At 66.9% G+C, this 15609-nt stretch carries 17 protein-coding genes; 5 read left to right on the plus strand and 12 right to left on the minus strand.

Annotation, left to right across the window (positions count from 1 at the left end; genetic code table 11):
* The first annotated feature begins 8 nt into the window (after positions 1 to 8).
* Genes WDZ97_RS19080 through WDZ97_RS19090 form a run of 3 tightly spaced genes read left to right on the plus strand, consistent with a single transcriptional unit; the run spans position 9 to position 2319 of the window.
* Positions 9 to 662: a protein-L-isoaspartate O-methyltransferase family protein gene (locus tag WDZ97_RS19080; protein ID WP_304000769.1), complete on the plus strand. Its 654-nt coding sequence runs from the start codon at positions 9 to 11 to the stop codon at positions 660 to 662.
* A 10-nt stretch (positions 663 to 672) separates the two neighbouring features.
* Positions 673 to 996, plus strand: a complete 324-nt coding sequence (locus tag WDZ97_RS19085; RefSeq protein WP_304000770.1) for a rhodanese-like domain-containing protein — start codon at positions 673 to 675, stop codon at positions 994 to 996.
* A gap of 3 nt (positions 997 to 999) precedes the next feature.
* A complete protein-coding gene (locus WDZ97_RS19090) occupies positions 1000 to 2319 on the plus strand; it encodes a TolC family outer membrane protein (RefSeq protein WP_425763801.1) in 1320 nt (439 codons plus the stop codon).
* Between the two features lie 51 nt (positions 2320 to 2370).
* Here the strand turns inward: WDZ97_RS19090 and WDZ97_RS19095 are convergent, their stop codons facing one another.
* The 4 genes from WDZ97_RS19095 to WDZ97_RS19110 all read right to left on the minus strand — a co-directional run bounded on the left by WDZ97_RS19095 (position 2371) and on the right by WDZ97_RS19110 (position 5484).
* The gene (locus tag WDZ97_RS19095) at positions 2371 to 2832 is read right to left on the minus strand and encodes a VOC family protein (protein ID WP_425763802.1); all 462 of its coding nucleotides are present in this window, start codon (positions 2830 to 2832) and stop codon (positions 2371 to 2373) included.
* Positions 2829 to 3647, minus strand: a complete 819-nt coding sequence (gene lgt / locus WDZ97_RS19100) for a prolipoprotein diacylglyceryl transferase (RefSeq protein WP_425763803.1) — start codon at positions 3645 to 3647, stop codon at positions 2829 to 2831. Before lgt ends, WDZ97_RS19095 begins: the two co-directional genes overlap by 4 nt.
* Positions 3648 to 3721: 74 nt before the next feature.
* A complete protein-coding gene (gene corA / locus WDZ97_RS19105) occupies positions 3722 to 4687 on the minus strand; it encodes a magnesium/cobalt transporter CorA (RefSeq protein WP_304000774.1) in 966 nt (321 codons plus the stop codon).
* 107 nt (positions 4688 to 4794) lie between these two features.
* Positions 4795 to 5484 carry a YggS family pyridoxal phosphate-dependent enzyme gene (locus WDZ97_RS19110; RefSeq protein WP_425763804.1) on the minus strand — a complete coding sequence of 230 codons (690 nt, stop codon included), beginning with the start codon at positions 5482 to 5484 and terminating at the stop codon, positions 4795 to 4797.
* A gap of 63 nt (positions 5485 to 5547) precedes the next feature.
* On the opposite strand from WDZ97_RS19110, the gene WDZ97_RS19115 reads away from it, so the two are divergent.
* Together WDZ97_RS19115 and WDZ97_RS19120 are read left to right on the plus strand one after the other, a co-directional pair.
* A complete protein-coding gene (locus WDZ97_RS19115; RefSeq protein ID WP_296813686.1) occupies positions 5548 to 6591 on the plus strand; it encodes a type IV pilus twitching motility protein PilT in 1044 nt (347 codons plus the stop codon).
* A 51-nt stretch (positions 6592 to 6642) separates the two neighbouring features.
* Positions 6643 to 7776 carry a PilT/PilU family type 4a pilus ATPase gene (locus tag WDZ97_RS19120; protein WP_020166184.1) on the plus strand — a complete coding sequence of 378 codons (1134 nt, stop codon included), beginning with the start codon at positions 6643 to 6645 and terminating at the stop codon, positions 7774 to 7776.
* A gap of 142 nt (positions 7777 to 7918) precedes the next feature.
* Here WDZ97_RS19120 and WDZ97_RS19125 read toward each other — a convergent pair whose 3' ends face one another.
* The 8 genes from WDZ97_RS19125 to hemE form a co-directional block, all read right to left on the minus strand.
* The gene (locus tag WDZ97_RS19125) at positions 7919 to 8323 is read right to left on the minus strand and encodes a universal stress protein (RefSeq protein WP_296813690.1); all 405 of its coding nucleotides are present in this window, start codon (positions 8321 to 8323) and stop codon (positions 7919 to 7921) included.
* A gap of 124 nt (positions 8324 to 8447) precedes the next feature.
* On the minus strand, positions 8448 to 8663 hold the full coding sequence (locus tag WDZ97_RS19130; protein ID WP_020166183.1) for a hypothetical protein: 216 nt from the start codon (positions 8661 to 8663) through the stop codon (positions 8448 to 8450).
* Entirely contained in the window at positions 8660 to 9841 is a 1182-nt protein-coding gene (locus tag WDZ97_RS19135) for a multidrug effflux MFS transporter (protein ID WP_425763805.1), read from the minus strand. Before WDZ97_RS19135 ends, WDZ97_RS19130 begins: the two co-directional genes overlap by 4 nt.
* Positions 9838 to 10266 (minus strand): hypothetical protein, encoded by a 429-nt coding sequence (locus WDZ97_RS19140; protein WP_425763806.1) that lies wholly within the window; start codon positions 10264 to 10266, stop codon positions 9838 to 9840. Before WDZ97_RS19140 ends, WDZ97_RS19135 begins: the two co-directional genes overlap by 4 nt.
* 30 nt (positions 10267 to 10296) lie before the next feature.
* A complete protein-coding gene (metF, locus tag WDZ97_RS19145) occupies positions 10297 to 11136 on the minus strand; it encodes a methylenetetrahydrofolate reductase [NAD(P)H] (protein ID WP_296813696.1) in 840 nt (279 codons plus the stop codon).
* Positions 11129 to 11905 carry a TlyA family RNA methyltransferase gene (locus tag WDZ97_RS19150; RefSeq protein WP_425763807.1) on the minus strand — a complete coding sequence of 259 codons (777 nt, stop codon included), beginning with the start codon at positions 11903 to 11905 and terminating at the stop codon, positions 11129 to 11131. The genes metF and WDZ97_RS19150 overlap by 8 nt, the downstream gene beginning before the upstream one ends.
* A 61-nt stretch (positions 11906 to 11966) precedes the next feature.
* Complete coding sequence (locus tag WDZ97_RS19155; RefSeq protein WP_425763808.1) at positions 11967 to 14150, minus strand: primosomal protein N'; 2184 nt, start codon at positions 14148 to 14150, stop codon at positions 11967 to 11969.
* Between the two features lie 360 nt (positions 14151 to 14510).
* Positions 14511 to 15578: a uroporphyrinogen decarboxylase gene (hemE, locus tag WDZ97_RS19160; RefSeq protein ID WP_425763809.1), complete on the minus strand. Its 1068-nt coding sequence runs from the start codon at positions 15576 to 15578 to the stop codon at positions 14511 to 14513.
* Between the last annotated feature and the right edge of the window lie 31 nt (positions 15579 to 15609).

Consider the following 15609-nt stretch of genomic DNA (forward strand, 5'->3'; position numbering starts at 1 on the left):
ACCGAAAAATGGATATCGAACAGGCGCGCTTCAATATGGTGGAACAGCAGATCCGGCCGTGGGACGTGCTGGACCAGGACATCCTCGACCTGCTGTTCGTCGTCAAGCGCGAAACCTTCGTCCCGGCGCCGCTGCGCCAGCTCGCCTTCGCCGACACCGCGATTCCGCTGGGCCACGGCGCGGCGATGCTGGAGCCGAAGATCGAGGCGCGCGTGCTGCAGGAACTGAAGCTGAAAAGCACCGATACGGTGCTCGAGATCGGTACCGGCTCCGGTTACATGGCGGCCCTGCTGGGCGCCCGTGCCAGCCAGGTGACGACGGTCGAGATCGAACCGGCACTGGCCGAGCGTGCCCGCGAGAATCTGACCGCTGCCGGCGCGTTGAACGTGCGCGTCGAAGTCGGCGACGCCGCCCAGGGCTGGGCCACGCACGCCCCCTACGACGTGATCGTGGTGTCCGGCGGCCTGCCGGTGCTGCCGCAGGAGCTGGTGGCCCAGCTGCGTCCGGGTGGTCGCCTGATCGCCTTCATCGGCGAAGAGCCGCTGATGAACTGTGTGCTGGTCAGGCTGAACGCCGACGGCACGCAGTCGCAGGAAGTGCTGTTCGAAACGGTGGTGCCGACGCTGCGCAACGCGCGCGGCGCGCAGCGCTTCGTGTTCTGAGGCGGGCGCGATGCAGCAACTGAGCGTGACCGACCTCGCCGCCTGGCTGGCCGATGAAAGCCGTCCCAAACCGCAGCTCCTCGACGTGCGCGAGAAGCACGAGTGGGCCATCTGCCGCATCGAGGGCAGCCAGCTGATGCCGATGAACACGGTGCCGGCGCAGCTGCAGGAACTCGACCCGGAGCGGCCGCTGGTGTGCGTCTGTCACCACGGCGGCCGTTCGATGCAGGTCGCCATCTTCCTCGAACGCAATGGCTTCTCGAACGTGTTCAACCTCAGCGGCGGCGTGGACGCCTGGGCGCTGCAGGTCGACAGCTCGATGGCACGGTACTGAGCAATGCGCCTTTCGCGGACGGCTGCGCTGATTGCCGGCCTGCTGGCATCGACCGGCACGCTGGCGGCTGAAGACCTGTTGGCTGTTGCGCGAGCGGCGCTGGCCAACGACGCCCAGTTCCAGTCGGCGCGTGCGCAGCGCGAGGCGACTTCGGAAAAGCTGCCACAGGCGCGCGCCGGGCTGCTGCCCAGCCTGACGCTGAACGGTACGACGCAGTGGAACGACGTCGAGATCAGCAAGCCGGTCGATCGCAGCACGCAGTACAACTCGCACAACTTCGGTTTCCAGCTGACCCAGCCGCTGTTCCGCTGGGACAACTGGGTGCAGTTCGAGCAGGGCAAGCTGCAGGTCGCGGCGGCTGACGCCCAGCTTGCGCAGGCGCGGCAGGACACACTGCTGCGCGCGGCGCAGGCCTATTTCGATCTGCTCTATGCGCAGGACGTGCTCACCTCCATCATCGCGCAGAAGACGGCCGCCGCGGAGCAGCTCGAACTGGCGCGCAAGAGCTTCGAGGTCGGCACTGTCACCATTACCGACGTGCACGAGGCGCAGTCGCGCTTCGATCTCGCCACCGCGCAGGAAATCGCCGCGCGCAGCGACATCGAGGTGAAGCGGCATGCGCTGGCGGTGATCACCGGCCGCGCGCCGGAGGCGCTGCGCGGTCTGCGCAGCGAAGTCGCCTTCACGCTGCCGGAGCCGGCGCGCATGGAGGACTGGGTCGATCGCGCGCAGACCGAGAGCCTGACGGTGCTGGCGCAGCTGGCGAACCAGGAAATCGCCAACCGCGAAATCGAACGTCAGCGCGCGGGCCACTACCCGACGGTCGATCTGGTCGCGACCTACGGTCAGAACAAGACCGTCATCACTTTCGCCGGTGCGCCGCTGAACAACGAAACGACGACCGGTACGGTCGGCGTGCAGGTGTCGGTGCCGCTGTTCCAGGGCCTGGGGCAGGAGTCGCGCGTGCGCGAATCGGCCCACCTGCTCGACCGCGCCCGCGCCGAAGTCGATTTCGCACGGCGCAACGCCGCGCAGCAGGCGCGTCAGGCCTGGCTGGGCGTGGCCAACGGCATCGCTCAGACCGCCGCACTGCGCGCCGCGCAGGTGTCGTCACAGTCCTCGCTCGATGCCAACAAGCTCGGCTACGAGGTCGGCGTGCGCATCAACATCGACGTGCTGAACGCGCAGCAGCAGCTCTACGTCACCCGTCGTGACCTCGCCAAGGCGCGCTATGACACGCTGCTCGCCCAGCTCCGCCTGAAAGCCGCCGCCGGCCAGCTGGCCGAGCCGGAAATCGAGGCGGTTAACGCGCTGCTGGAGTAAGGGCCGGCTGCGGCCGCCGCGACGCACACCGCTGCGGACGGCGTGCGTCGATCACCCCAGCGCCGCAATCACCTCCGGCGGCGCCTGCACCAGTTCGATCAGCACACCCTCGCCGCACAGCGGGAAATCCTCGTTGCCCTTGGGGTGGATGAACACGATGTCGTGACCGGCGGCGCCGCGACGGATGCCGCCCGGCGTGAAGCGCATGCCCTGCGCGGTGAGCCATTCGACCGCGGTCGGCAGGTCGTCCACCCACAGGCCGATATGGTTCAGCGGCGGCTCGTCCACGCGCGGCTTTTTCGAAGGATCGAGCGGCTGCATCAGGTCGACCTCGACCCGGTGCGGGCCGCTGCCCAGCACTGCGATGTCTTCGACCACGTTCTCGCGTTCCGAGGTGAAGTCACCTTCGAGACCGAGGCCGAACAGGTCCACCCACAGGCGGCGCAGCCTCGTGCGGTCGGGGCCGCCGATGGCAATCTGCTGCAGGCCGAGGATGCGGAAGGGACGGCTCATGTGTTCACTCCTGTGTTGCGTCGGTAGGACCCGATCATCATCGCGATGCCGGCGATGATCATCGGCAGGCTCAGCCACTGGCCCATCGACAGTCCGCCCGCCAGCAGGCCGAGAAAGTCATCCGGTTCGCGGCCGAACTCTGCGAGGAAGCGGAAGCCGCCATAGCCGATCAGGAACATCGCGCTGACCGCAGCCATCGGTCGCGGACGGCGCGAGAACCACCACAGCAGCACGAACAGCCCCAGCCCTTCGCCGGCGAACTGGTAGAGCTGCGACGGGTGGCGCGGCAGCATGTCCACGGTCGGGAAGATCATCGCCCACGGCACGTCGGTGACGCGCCCGACCAGTTCGGCGTTCAGGAAGTTGCCGATGCGTCCGGCCGCCAGGCCCAGCGGCACCAGCGGCGCGATGAAGTCGGTGAGCTGGAAGAAGCGCCAGTCGGCGCGCCGCGCGAACAGCGCGACGGCCACCAGCACGCCGAGAAAGCCGCCGTGAAAGCTCATGCCGCCCGACCAGATGGCCGGGATTTCAGTCCAGTGTTCGAGGTAGTAGGCCGGCTTGTAGAACAGCACATAGCCCAGCCGCCCGCCCAGCACCACGCCCAGCACGCCGTAGAACAGCAGGTCGTCGATCTGCTTCGCGTCCAGCGATGGCGCACCGGCCGCGGCCAGCCGCTTCGCATGCACGCGGCCGAGCAGCATGAAGGCGACGAAGGCGACCAGATACATGAGCCCGTACCAGCGCACGGCCAGCGGGCCGATCTTGAAGGCGATCGGGGAAATGGTCGGGTGGATCAGGTAGTCGTGGATAGGCACGGAAGAGGAGAGGTGGCTGTGCGGTCCGACAGTTTAACTTTGCCGGGCGGGTGCGTTCGTTTCCTGGCCCGCCGCTATTTCAGCCAGCCCTTGCGGCGGAAGTACCAGAACGGCAAGGCCACGCTCAGCGCCATCAGGCCGAGCGAGAACGGGTAACCCCAGCGCCAGCCCAGTTCGGGCATGTGCGCGAAGTTCATGCCATAGACGCTGGCGATCAGCGTCGGCGGCAGCATGGCGACCGACGCGACCGAGAAGATCTTCACCACCTTGCTTTGGTTCAGGTTGATGAAGCCGATGATGGCGTCCATCAGGAAGTTGATCTTGTCGAAAATGAAGGCGGTGTGGCCGTCCAGCGATTCGATGTCGCGCAGGATCTGCTTCACCTTGTCGGTCTGCGCCTTGCCCAGCCGGTGCTCGCGCATCAGCCACGACAGGGCGCGTCGCGTGTCCATCAGGTTGCGCCGTATGGTGCCGTTCAGGTCCTCGTTGCGGGCGATGCGGGTGATGCTGTCGGCCGCTGCGTCGTCCGAGCCGCGCTGCTCGCCGAGCACGCGGGCGCTGACCGATTCCAGTTCGGTGTAGATGTGTTCCAGTGCATCGGCGGACTGTTCGACGTCCAGCGCGAACAGTTCGATCAGGATGTCGGTCGGCTGCGCAAGCTTGCCCGGCTGCGCGCGGTTGCGCATGCGCAGCAGGCGCATGATGGGCAGTTCGTCGTCGTGCAGGCTGATCAGCATGTGCGGGCCGATCACGAAGCGCAGCGCCTCGGTCACGTACTCGTGACCGCGCCCGATCAGGAAATCGGCGCGCAGGTTCAGATTGCCCTGTGCGTCGACGAACACTCGCGCGCTGGCCTCGATGTCGGCGTCGTCATCGGGCGCCTCGACGTCGATGCGGAAGCGACGTTGCAGCCATCGCTCCTCGTCGCCGTCGAGATCGAGCGCGTCTATCCAGACGATGTCCTGGTCGGGCACCGCGTCGTGCAGCGCTTCGGCGGCGCGGGTGAGTCGGCCGTCCTGCAGCGTGTAAACGTGAATCATCGGCAGACATCCGGGTGGGGCGGTTCGAACCGGGAAGGGCGGTGCCGGCGGGCACCGCTAAGGCGGATGTTAGCGGTCGCGACTTCCATGTCCGCAACTTTCGTCGATCAGCTCCTTGCCCCGAACAGCGCCGTGCCGACGCGCACGATGGTGGCACCTTCGGCGATCGCCGCTTCGAGATCCTGTGACATGCCCATCGAAAGTGTGTCGAGACGGTGTCCGCGCGCGTTCAGATCGTCCTTCAACTGCCGTAAATGCGCAAAACGGCGACGCTGGAGGGCGACATCATCGGTCGGTTCGGGAATGGCCATCAGGCCGCGCAGTGCGAGTCGCGGCAGTGCCGCGATGGCGTCGGCCAGCGCCGCGACCTCGTCCGGAGCAACACCGCTCTTCGAGGTCTCGCCGCTCACATTGACCTGTATGCACAGGTTCAGCGGCGGCCGATGCGGGTCGCGCTGTTCGGACAGCCGCGCGGCGATCTTCTCGCGGTCCACCGAATGCACCCAGTCGAACCAGGTCGCGACCTGACGCGTCTTGTTGCTCTGCAGCGGTCCGATGAAATGCCAGTCGAGCGCGAGGCCGGCTTCTTCGAGGCGCTGCGCCTTGTCGCAGCCTTCCTGCACGTAGTTCTCGCCGAAGGCGGTCTGACCGGCGGCATGCGCGGCGATGATGTCCGCATCCGGCTTGGTCTTGCTCACCGCCAGCAGAAGAATGTCTGCGGGGTCGCGGCCGCAGGCGCGGGCGGCGTCGGCGATACGGTGGCGAATTGCTTGCAGGTTGTCTGAAATGCTCATCATAATGCCCTGAATTTCTTCGAATTATATTCGGCACAACACCCCATTCATTGCCCGAGGCCCGTCATGGACATCACCGAACTGCTCGCGTTTTCCGTCAAGAACAAGGCGTCCGACCTGCACCTCTCGGCCGGTCTGCCGCCGATGATCCGCGTGCATGGCGACGTGCGCCGGATCAATCTGCCGCCGATGGAGCACAAGGATGTGCACGGCATGATCTACGACATCATGAACGACACCCAGCGCAAGGTGTACGAAGAGCACCTTGAAGCCGACTTCTCGTTCGCGGTGCCCAATCTGGCGCGTTTCCGGGTCAACGCCTTCGTGCAGAACCGGGGTGCGGGCGCGGTGTTCCGGACCATTCCGTCCAAGGTGCTGACGCTGGAAGACCTCAAGGCGCCGAAGATTTTCCAGGACATCGCCAACACGCCGCGCGGCATCGTGCTGGTGACCGGCCCGACCGGCTCCGGCAAGTCGACCACGCTGGCGGCCATGGTCGATTACATCAACGAAAACGAGTACGGCCACATCCTGACCGTCGAAGACCCGATCGAGTTCGTGCACGAATCCAAGCGCTGCCTGATCAACCAGCGCGAAGTCGGGCCGCACACACTGAGTTTCTCGAACGCGCTGCGCTCGGCGCTGCGGGAAGACCCGGACGTGATTCTGGTCGGTGAAATGCGCGATCTCGAAACGATACGGCTGGCGCTGACCGCGGCCGAAACCGGTCACCTGGTGTTCGGCACGCTGCATACCTCCAGCGCTGCGAAAACGATCGACCGTATCGTCGACGTGTTCCCGGCCGAGGAAAAGGAGATGGTGCGGGCCATGCTCTCGGAGTCGCTGCGCGCAGTCATTTCGCAGACGCTGCTGAAGACCAAGGACGGTACCGGCCGGGTTGCCGCGCACGAAATCATGGTCGGCTCGCCGGCCATCCGCAACCTGATCCGCGAGAACAAGATCGCGCAGATGTATTCGGCCATCCAGACCGGTCAGAGCCTGGGCATGCAGACGCTGGACCAGAACCTGCAGGAACTGGTGCGCCGCAACGTCATTTCGCCGGCCGAAGCGCGCACCCGTGCGCAAAACAAGGACATGTTCGCCGGCTGAGTGCCGCGCCTGCCGCTACACTGACAACGACAACCGCCGCGGAGAGCGCAGATGGAAAGAGATCAGGCCCTCAAATTCATGTACGACCTGCTGCGCCTGATGGTGACCAAGCGCGGTTCCGACCTGTTCGTGACCGCCGGTTTTCCGCCGGCGATCAAGGTGGACGGCCGCATCGTGCCGCAGTCCAACCAGTCGCTGACGCCGCAGCACACGGCCGAACTGGCGCGCGCCATCATGAACGACCGGCAGGCGGCCGAATTCGAGGCGACCAAGGAGTGCAATTTCGCGATCTCGCCGGCCGGCATCGGCCGCTTCCGCGTCAATGCCTTCGTGCAGCAGGGCAAGATAGGCTGCGTGCTGCGCACCATCAACGCCAAGATTCCGACGCTGGACGAACTGGGCCTGCCGCCGGTGCTGAAGGACGTGGCGATGACCAAGCGCGGTCTGGTCATCTTCGTCGGTGGTACCGGCACCGGCAAGACGACCTCGCTGGCCGCACTGGTCGACTGGCGCAACACCAACAGCTACGGCCACATCATCACGATCGAGGACCCGATAGAGTACGTGCACGACCACAAGAACTGCGTGGTGACGCAGCGCGAGATCGGGCTCGACACGGCGGACTGGGAAATCGCGCTGAAGAACACGCTGCGGCAGGCGCCGGACGTGATCCTGATGGGCGAGATCCGCGACCGCGAAACGATGGAGCACGCGATCCAGTTCGCCGAAACGGGTCACCTGTGCCTGGCCACGCTGCACGCCAACAGCTCCAACCAGGCGATCGACCGCATCATCAACTTCTTCCCGGAAAACAAGCGCGAACAGCTGCTGATGGACCTGTCGCTGAACCTGCGGGCGATGATTTCGCAGCGTCTGGTGCCGCTGAAGGAAGGCAAGGGCCGGGCGGCAGCGATCGAGGTCATGCTGAATTCGCCGCTGATCGCCGACCACATCTTCAAGGGCAATGTCGGCGAGATCAAGGACGTGATGAAGCGCTCGCGCGAGCTGGGCATGCAGACCTTCGACCAGGCGCTGTTCGACCTCTACGAGGCCGGCCGCATCAATTACGAGGACGCGCTGCGCAACGCCGACTCGGTCAACGACCTGCGCCTGCAGATCAAGCTGAACAGCAAGGAAGCGCAGGACCGCAACCTGAACGTGACGTCCGGGCTGGATCTGGTCTGACCGGGCGTCGATGCCGCAGCAGGTCTCTGTGGGCGCGGTCTTCTGACCGCGACAGGACCGCCGCTCACGCAAACGTCCGATGTTTCGGGCGCCGCGGTCGCGGTCAGGGGACCGCGCACACGAGAGCAGGTAACTTGCTCCCTCAGCGCACCACCAGCACCGCACACGGCGCGTGGTGCAGCACGTTGCTGCTGACCGACCCCATCACGATGCGCTTGGCCAGACTCAGGCCACGCGTGCCGAGGATGATCAGTTCGGCCTTTTCCTCTTCCGCGATATCGACCAGAACGTCGGCCGGTTCGCCCATCGCGAGCCGGGTGCGCGCCGTCACGCCGCGGGCCGCCAGTTCGGCCGCGACCTTGTCGAGTGCCGCGCGTGCATGGTCGATCTCGGCCTGGTCCACTTCCACTGCGGTACCGCGTATGCCCAGCGCGGGGCCCCGTACCACCGACACGATGACCGCATCGAGCGGACCGTTCAGGATCTGCAGCTGATCGATCGCCTTGTGCGCGTGTTTCGAACCGTCGTAGGCCACCACCACTTTCATTGTTCTCTCCCGATAGGTGACGCACGTCGGTGCGCCGGCCTGTGCATTATTCGGGGCGGCCACGGCGAGCGGCAATTCTCAGGAGGGAGTAATCCCTAATGGGTAGGGATGGCGGGCCGGCGGTTCAGCAGCCGCACTGGCGGATCACCGGACGCACTGCCAGCAGTTCCAGCGTCTCGTCGATGCTCAGTCCGGATTCGAGCAGCGCGGCGCCGTCGAAACACCAGGACAGGTCGGTGTTCGGTTCCAGCACGGCCAGCCCGGTCGTGCTGTCGAACACCTCGTGCTGCCAGAAGTTGTGTTCGCTGCGGCTGCGTACCTGGTAGCGCTTGTCGCTCATGCGTGCATGCTCCGGTAGCGCAGCCAGGCCAGCCAGCCGACGAAGACGAAAGCGGCCATGCCGGCGGCCAGATGCAGCGGTTCGCCCCACAGTACCGGCACCACCAGGCCGGCGGCCATCGCGTTGGTAAGCGACTGTGCGAAGCCCTGGCACGACGACACCATGCCGCGCGCGCGCGGGAACAGCTCCAGCGCCAGCAGCGACAGTATCGGCATGGCCAGCGCCTGGCCGATGTTGTACAGCGCGATCGGCAGCACCGCCCAAGGCAGGCTGGCCGGGGTGAGCACATTCAGCATCACGTTGCCGACGGCGGCCGCCAGCATGATGGTGTACGCCATCTTGAGCTGCAGTTGCGGCGCCATCTTGCCGGCCAGCCGGCGGCCCAGCCAGGAGCCGGTCATCATGCCGCCCACCGTCGGGCCGAACAGCCAGGCGAAGCCTTGGGGCGACACGCCCAGGTGCTCCATCAGGAACACCGGCGCCGACATCACGTAAAGGAAGAAACCGGCGAAGTTCATCGACACCGCGATCACCAGCGCCAGCAGCGCCGGGTGGGCGAACATGTGGGCGTAATCGCGCGCCAGCTTGACCGGATGCAGGCTGCGCCGGTGATCCGGGTCCAGCGTTTCCGGCAGGCGCAGCAGGCAGAGCAGCCACATCAGCGCCGAATAGGCGGCGAGAAACCAGAACACCGCACGCCAGCCGAACAGGCCGAACACCCAGCCGCCGATGATGGGGGCAGCCGCCGGCGCCAGCGCGAACAGCAGCTGTATCGTGCTCATCAGGCGCTGCGCCTGCGCGCCCTCGAACAGGTCGCGCACGACTGCGCGGCCGACCACCATGCCGGCGCCGGCGCACATGCCCTGCAGCGCGCGGGCGATCCACAGGTGCTCGATCTGCGTGGCCAGCGCGCAGCCGACCGAGGTCAGGAAGAACATGACCAGCGACCACAGCACGACGCGTCGCCGGCCCAGCGCGTCGGCGACGGCGCCATGCCACAGCGTCATCAGCGCGAAGAAGCCGAGGTAGATGGTGAGCGACTGCTGCACTTCGAGCTTGGTCGCGCCCAGATCGGCACCGATCGCCGGAAAAGCCGGCAGGTAAGTGTCGATCGCGAACGGACCGATGGCGGACAGGCCCGCCAGCAGGAAGGCCAGGCTGCGCGGCGAACGGCTCACTGGGCGGGGGCGGCCGCTGGCGGCGCGGTGGCCGGTACGGCCGGCAGTGCTTCGAAGGCGCGGCGCTCGGCGTCCGGCATCTCCACCACGCGCACGTCGCTGACGTAGTACTGCGTCTCGCCGAAGCAGGAGGTGGGCACGCCGATGTGCTGCGCGTAATGCAGCGACACGCGCTGGCCCATGCTTTCGTTCAGCTTCTGCGCCACTTTCTCGTCACGCACCGAGAACTCGAACTTCTCGGTCAGCGTGCCGGGCATGGTGACCATCGCCAGTTCGCCTTCCCAGGTCTTGCAGAACCAGCCCTTGCTGCTGAATTTCTGTACGTAGCCGGCACGTTCGCCGGTGGAATAGCTCCAGTTCAGCACCAGCCAGGTGTAGCCACCGAACAGTGCCAGCAGCAGTGCGAGGACGGAAAAGATGCGCATGCCGTTCTCCGGGAAGGGTCGCGGGTGAAATTACAGGCCGAGCCGCTGCCAGATGGTCGAGGTGAGCCCCGCCTGGTTCAGCGTGTAGAAATGCAAGCCCGGTGCGCCGCCGGCCAGCAGCCGTTCGCACAGCGTAGTCACGACGTCCAGGCCGTAGGCCCTGACCGATGCGGCGTCGTCGCCGAAGCCTTCGAACTTGCGCTGCATCCAGCGCGGGATTTCGGCTCCGCAGGCTTCCGAGAAGCGCGCGATCTTCGAGAAGTTGGCGATCGGCATGATGCCCGGGTAGATCGGCGCCTCGACGCCCATCGCGCGCGCGTCATCGACGAAGGCGAAGTAGGCGTCGGTGTTGTAGAAGTACTGGGTGATGGCCGAGTCGGCACCCGCCTTCATCTTGCGTACGAAGTTCTGCAGGTCCTTGGCCGCGCTGCGCGCCTGCGGATGCACTTCCGGGTAGGCGGCCACTTCGATGTGGAACCAGTCGCCGGTTTCGGCGCGCACGAACTCGACCAGTTCGTTGGCGTAACGGAAATCGCCCGGATCGACCACGCCGGACGGCAGGTCGCCGCGCAGCGCCACCATGTGGTGGATGCCTTCTTCCTTGTAGCGCTCCAGCGTCTGCCGCAGGTTGTCGCGGGTCGAACCGATGCACGACAGATGCGGCGCCGCGTTCAGGCCTTCGGCCTTCATTTCGAGCACGGTGTCGAGCGTGCGGTCGCGCGTGGTGCCGCCGGCGCCGTAGGTGACCGAGAAGAAGGACGGGTTGAGCTGGCGCAGCTGACGGCGCGTGGCGCGCAGCTTTTCCGCACCCTCTTCGGTGGCCGGCGGGAAGAATTCGACGCTGCAGATGCGCGTGGGGTTGTCAGTCATGGTGGTCGGTCGCGTCGCGCCGGGCCGCGTACAGGAAGAATTCGCGGTTGCCGTCGCCGCCCTTGATCGGGCTGTCGAAGTAATCCAGTGCGCTGAGTCCGTTTGCTTCGGCAAACGTCCGCATGCGCACCTCCAGGGCCGGGTATTGTGCCGCATCGCGCACGATGCCGCCTTTCCCCAGTGCATCCGGGCCCAGTTCGAACTGCGGCTTCACCAGCGTGAGCACGCGTCCGCCGGGCGCCAGCAGCGCTGGCCACTGCGGCAGCAGCAGCGTCAGCGAAATGAAGCTGGCGTCGCACACCAGCAGGTCGAAGCCACCGGCCGCCATATGTATACCCAGCGTGGCGGCGTCCAGCGTGCGCGCATTCAGGTGTTCGATGCAGACGATGCGCGGATCGCCGCGCAGCCGCGGGTTGAGCTGACCGTGACCGACCTCGACCCCGACCACGCGTGCGGCACCGCGCTGGATCAGGCAGTCGGTGAAGCCGCCTGTGCTCTGGCCGACGTCGAGGCAGGTCAGGCCGGCGACGTCCAGACCGGCCCGGTCCAGTGCGCCGGCCAGCTTCAGCCCGCCACGCGACACATAGCGGTCATCGTCCGACACCTCGACCTGCACTTCGGCACCGTCAGGGATATCCTGGGCCGGCTTGGTCACTACCGTCCAGCCGGCACCGACAGCGACGCGAACCCGACCGGCCGCGATGAGCGCCTGGGCAACGGTGCGGGAACGGGCGAGGCTGCGGGCAACGAGGGTCTGGTCGGCTCTCATGGGTGTTCGACAGGGGCGGAGCGCGGATGAGAACCGAGAACGGCCGCCGCAGCAAGCGTGTTCACACCTCGACCGGATCCACATCGACGTGCCAGCGCAGGCCGCGGGCGACGCGCAGGCGGTAGAGGTTGGCGACCCAGGGCAGCAGCAGCGTACGCAGGGCCGGACGGCTGCGCGATTCGACCACGAGCTGGGCGCGTTCGCGGTTGGCGCGGCGCACCATGCGCATCGGTACGACGTCGTAGATCTGCACGCCATCGACAGCCAGCGCCAGCGCGGCGCGGCGCGCCGCTTCGAGAAAGTCGAGTGCGGCCTGCAGTTCCGGCGCGTCGGCGCTCAGCATGAGCTGGAAGCCGTGCGGCGGCAGGCCAAGCGCGGCGCGTTCCGTCAGCTGGCTGCGCGCGAAGCCGTCGAAATCGTGGGCCTTCAGTGCGGCGAACAAGGGGTGTTCGGGCTGCGCGGTCTGGATAAGCACCTCGCCGGCGGTGTCGGCCCGACCGGCCCGACCACCGACCTGCATCAGCTGGGCGAACAGCCGCTCCTGCGCGCGGAAATCGGCGGCGTGCAGCGAGGCGTCGGCGCCGATCACGCCGACCAGCGTGATGCCGGGAAAGTCGTGGCCCTTGGCCAGCAACTGGGTGCCGACCACCAGATCGACCTCGCCGCGGCGGATCAGGTCCAGCTGTTCCTGCCAGTGCTCGCGGCCGCGTACGTTGTCGCGGTCTATGCGCAGCAGGCGTGCGGTCGGGAAGCGGCTGGCCAGCGTTTCCTCCAGCCGCTGGGTGCCGCGGCCATAGCCCTGGATGTCCTGGTTGCCGCATTTCGGGCAGGCGTGCGGCACCGGGCCTTCGGCGCCGCAGTGGTGGCAGCGTAGCCGGCGGTCGGCGGCGTGCAGCACCAGGTTGGCGGTGCACTGGGTGCAGCCGGCGGCCCAGCCGCAGGCCGGGCAGCTCAGCACCGGTGCGTAGCCGCGGCGGTTGATGAACAGCAGTGTCTGTTCGCCACGCCCCAGCCGGCTTTCGATGGCCCGCAGCATGGGCTGGCTCAAGCCGTCGGTGGCGCGGAAAACCCGCGTGTCGACCAGATGCACCTCGGGCAGGCGGGCGCTGCCGGCGCGCGTGGTCAGTCTGAGCCAGCGGTAGCGGCCGTCGATCGCGTGACGCAGCGTCTCCAGCGACGGCGTGGCGCTGCCCAGCACGATGGGGACGTCTTCGTTGCGGGCGCGCCAGATGGCGACATCGCGCGCCGAATAGCGCACGCCCTCGGTCTGGCGGAACGACGGATCGTGTTCTTCGTCGAGCACGATGCAGCCCAGTCGCGGCAGCGGCGCGAACACGGCCAGCCGGGTGCCGAGCAGGATGTCAGCCTCACCCGACTGCGCCGCCGCCCAGGCCATCGCGCGGGCGCCGTCGCTCATTTCGCTGTGCATCACGTGCAGGCAGGCGCGCGGGAAGCGGGCGGCGACGCGCGCCTGCAACTGCGGCGTCAGCGCGATTTCCGGCACCAGCAGCAGGCACTGCCGGCCGGCGGCGATCTGATCCTCGATCAGTCGCAGATAGACCTCGGTCTTGCCGCTGCCGGTCACGCCGTGCAGCAGGCTGGCGGCGTAGCCGGCGGTCGATTGCAGGGCGGCCAGCGCCGCCGCCTGGTCGGCGCTCAGTACATGTGCGGCCTCGGCTGGCGCCTGCGGCAGGGCCGGCTCGATCAGCCCGTCGGCCAGCAGGCGTTCGAGGGCCACGGCGGCGCGCGATGACAGAGCGCGCAGTTCCGCCTCGTTCAGGTCGCCGGCCTCGGTCAGCGCGGCGAGCAGCTTGCGGCGGACGTCGCGCGTCGGCAGCGTGTCGAGCGCGGCGGTGCCGGCCGGGGTGGCACGGAAACGCCGGTTGGCCCGCTCGGCACGGGTCGCGCTGATGGCCGGCGGTGCCGCCATCGCCGCCACTTCGCCTATCGGTTGCTGGTAGTAGTGGGCGACGAACTCGACCAGCGCCCGCCAGCTGGCCGGCAGCGGCGGGCTGCCGCGGTCGATGTCGAGCAGCGGCTTGATGCGCGCAGCGTCGACCTCGCCCGCTTCGCGCCAGCCCCAGGCGATGCCCCACAGTTCGCTGCGGCCGAAGGGCACGCGCACACGCTGTCCCGGTTCGGCATCGGGAAAGGCCGAGGCGTCATAGTCGAACAGCGTGGGAATCGGTCGCGAAAGCGCGACCTGCAACAGATGCGACGGCAGAATTGCTGCGGTGCTTTCCAAGCGCTGATGCGGGCTTTTAATGGATTCAGTGACTTGCGGCATGTCGTTCAACAAGACTGGGTGCTTGTGTCCGCAACGCACTCATCCGGCAAGGTTTTGAGTGCCACAAAAGCTGTGGATAACTTTGTGGGAAACTTCGTGTCCGTCCGTCACGAACCTGACATCAACGGCCACCAAATTTTCCGCCAGGCGTCAAGAAAAAAATACTTCCTTGCTTATCAGTGACTTGCGCGGAGGGCTCTTGTAGTGGACCGGCCCTTCGGCTTGTAGTCGGCCTGAGCGGCCGACTGTGCATAAGTCAACCCCTTGCGGTGGCCGAACTGTGCGGAAAAAGCCGGCGGAACGTGCCGGCTGCCCGGTTCAGCCTGCCCGCAGAGCGCGGCTGTGGCGGTGAACTTCCTCCACCAGCGCGGCGACGTGCTCCGGCGGCGTGTGCTGCGAAATGCCGTGACCGAGGTTGAACACGTGGCCCGGATGATTGCCGTAACTGTCGAGAATCCGTCGCGCCTCGCGACGGATGCCCTCCGGGTGTGCGAACAGGGCGGTCGGGTCGAAGTTGCCCTGCAGCGCCACCTTGTCGCCGACCCGCTGGCGGGCCAGTCCGATATCGGTGGTCCAGTCCAGGCCCAGCGCGTCGGCACCGGCTTCGGCCTGCGCCTCCAGCCACTGACCGCCGCCCTTGGTGAACATGATGACCGGCACGCGCTGGCCGTCCTTTTCCCGCTTCAGGCCGGCGATGATGCGCTGCATGTAGGCCAGCGAGAATTCGCGATAGCCGTGCGCCGACAGCGCGCCGCCCCAGGAGTCGAAAATCATCACCGCCTGCGCACCGGCTTCGATCTGCGCATTCAGGTAGACGGTCACCGCTTTCGAGGTCACCGACAGCATGTGGTGCAGCAGTTCCGGGCGGTCGAGCATCAGCGTCTTCAGGTGCCGGTAGTCGTCCGAGGCGCCGCCTTCGACCATGTAGCAGGCCAGCGTCCACGGGCTGCCGGAGAAGCCGATCAGCGGCACCCGACCGTCCAGCGCGCGGCGGATTTCACTCACCGCATCAATGACGTAGCCCAGTTCGGCGGTCGGGTCGGGCGCAGCCAGCGCGCGGATCGCGTCTTCCGAACGCAGCGGGCGCTCGAATTTCGGGCCTTCGCCCTCGGCGAAATACAGCCCCAGACCCATCGCGTCCGGCACCGTCAGGATGTCGGAAAACAGGATGGCGGCGTCGAGCGGAAAGCGCTCCAGCGGTTGCAGCGTCACTTCGCAGGCCATGGCCGGCGACTTGCACAGCTGCAGGAAGCTGCCGGCGCGACGGCGGGTCGCGCAGTACTCGGGCAGGTAGCGGCCGGCTTGGCGCATCAGCCAGATCGGCGTGTAGTCGGTGGGCTGGCGCAGCAGCGCGCGCAGGAAGGTGTCGTTGCGGAGTGCGGACATGGGAAATCCTTGAAGTGCAGGGCGCAAGGAT

Origin of the sequence: Methyloversatilis sp. MC4-4 (genome assembly GCF_049843555.1) — a bacterium.
GTDB classification, from domain to species: domain Bacteria; phylum Pseudomonadota; class Gammaproteobacteria; order Burkholderiales; family Rhodocyclaceae; genus Methyloversatilis; species Methyloversatilis discipulorum_B.

Coding starts and splice junctions, on each gene's coding strand:
- hemE (WP_425763809.1), bottom strand. CDS start 15,578: ATGTCCGCACTCCGCAACGACACCTTCCTGCGCGCGCTGCTGCGCCAG.
- WDZ97_RS19125 (WP_296813690.1), bottom strand. CDS start 8,323: ATGAAAGTGGTGGTGGCCTACGACGGTTCGAAACACGCGCACAAGGCG.
- WDZ97_RS19130 (WP_020166183.1), bottom strand. CDS start 8,663: ATGAGCGACAAGCGCTACCAGGTACGCAGCCGCAGCGAACACAACTTC.
- WDZ97_RS19085 (WP_304000770.1), top strand. CDS start 673: ATGCAGCAACTGAGCGTGACCGACCTCGCCGCCTGGCTGGCCGATGAA.
- WDZ97_RS19140 (WP_425763806.1), bottom strand. CDS start 10,266: ATGCGCATCTTTTCCGTCCTCGCACTGCTGCTGGCACTGTTCGGTGGC.
- WDZ97_RS19120 (WP_020166184.1), top strand. CDS start 6,643: ATGGAAAGAGATCAGGCCCTCAAATTCATGTACGACCTGCTGCGCCTG.
- WDZ97_RS19090 (WP_425763801.1), top strand. CDS start 1,000: ATGCGCCTTTCGCGGACGGCTGCGCTGATTGCCGGCCTGCTGGCATCG.
- WDZ97_RS19095 (WP_425763802.1), bottom strand. CDS start 2,832: ATGAGCCGTCCCTTCCGCATCCTCGGCCTGCAGCAGATTGCCATCGGC.
- WDZ97_RS19080 (WP_304000769.1), top strand. CDS start 9: ATGGATATCGAACAGGCGCGCTTCAATATGGTGGAACAGCAGATCCGG.
- WDZ97_RS19110 (WP_425763804.1), bottom strand. CDS start 5,484: ATGATGAGCATTTCAGACAACCTGCAAGCAATTCGCCACCGTATCGCC.
- corA (WP_304000774.1), bottom strand. CDS start 4,687: ATGATTCACGTTTACACGCTGCAGGACGGCCGACTCACCCGCGCCGCC.
- metF (WP_296813696.1), bottom strand. CDS start 11,136: ATGACTGACAACCCCACGCGCATCTGCAGCGTCGAATTCTTCCCGCCG.
- WDZ97_RS19115 (WP_296813686.1), top strand. CDS start 5,548: ATGGACATCACCGAACTGCTCGCGTTTTCCGTCAAGAACAAGGCGTCC.
- WDZ97_RS19150 (WP_425763807.1), bottom strand. CDS start 11,905: ATGAGAGCCGACCAGACCCTCGTTGCCCGCAGCCTCGCCCGTTCCCGC.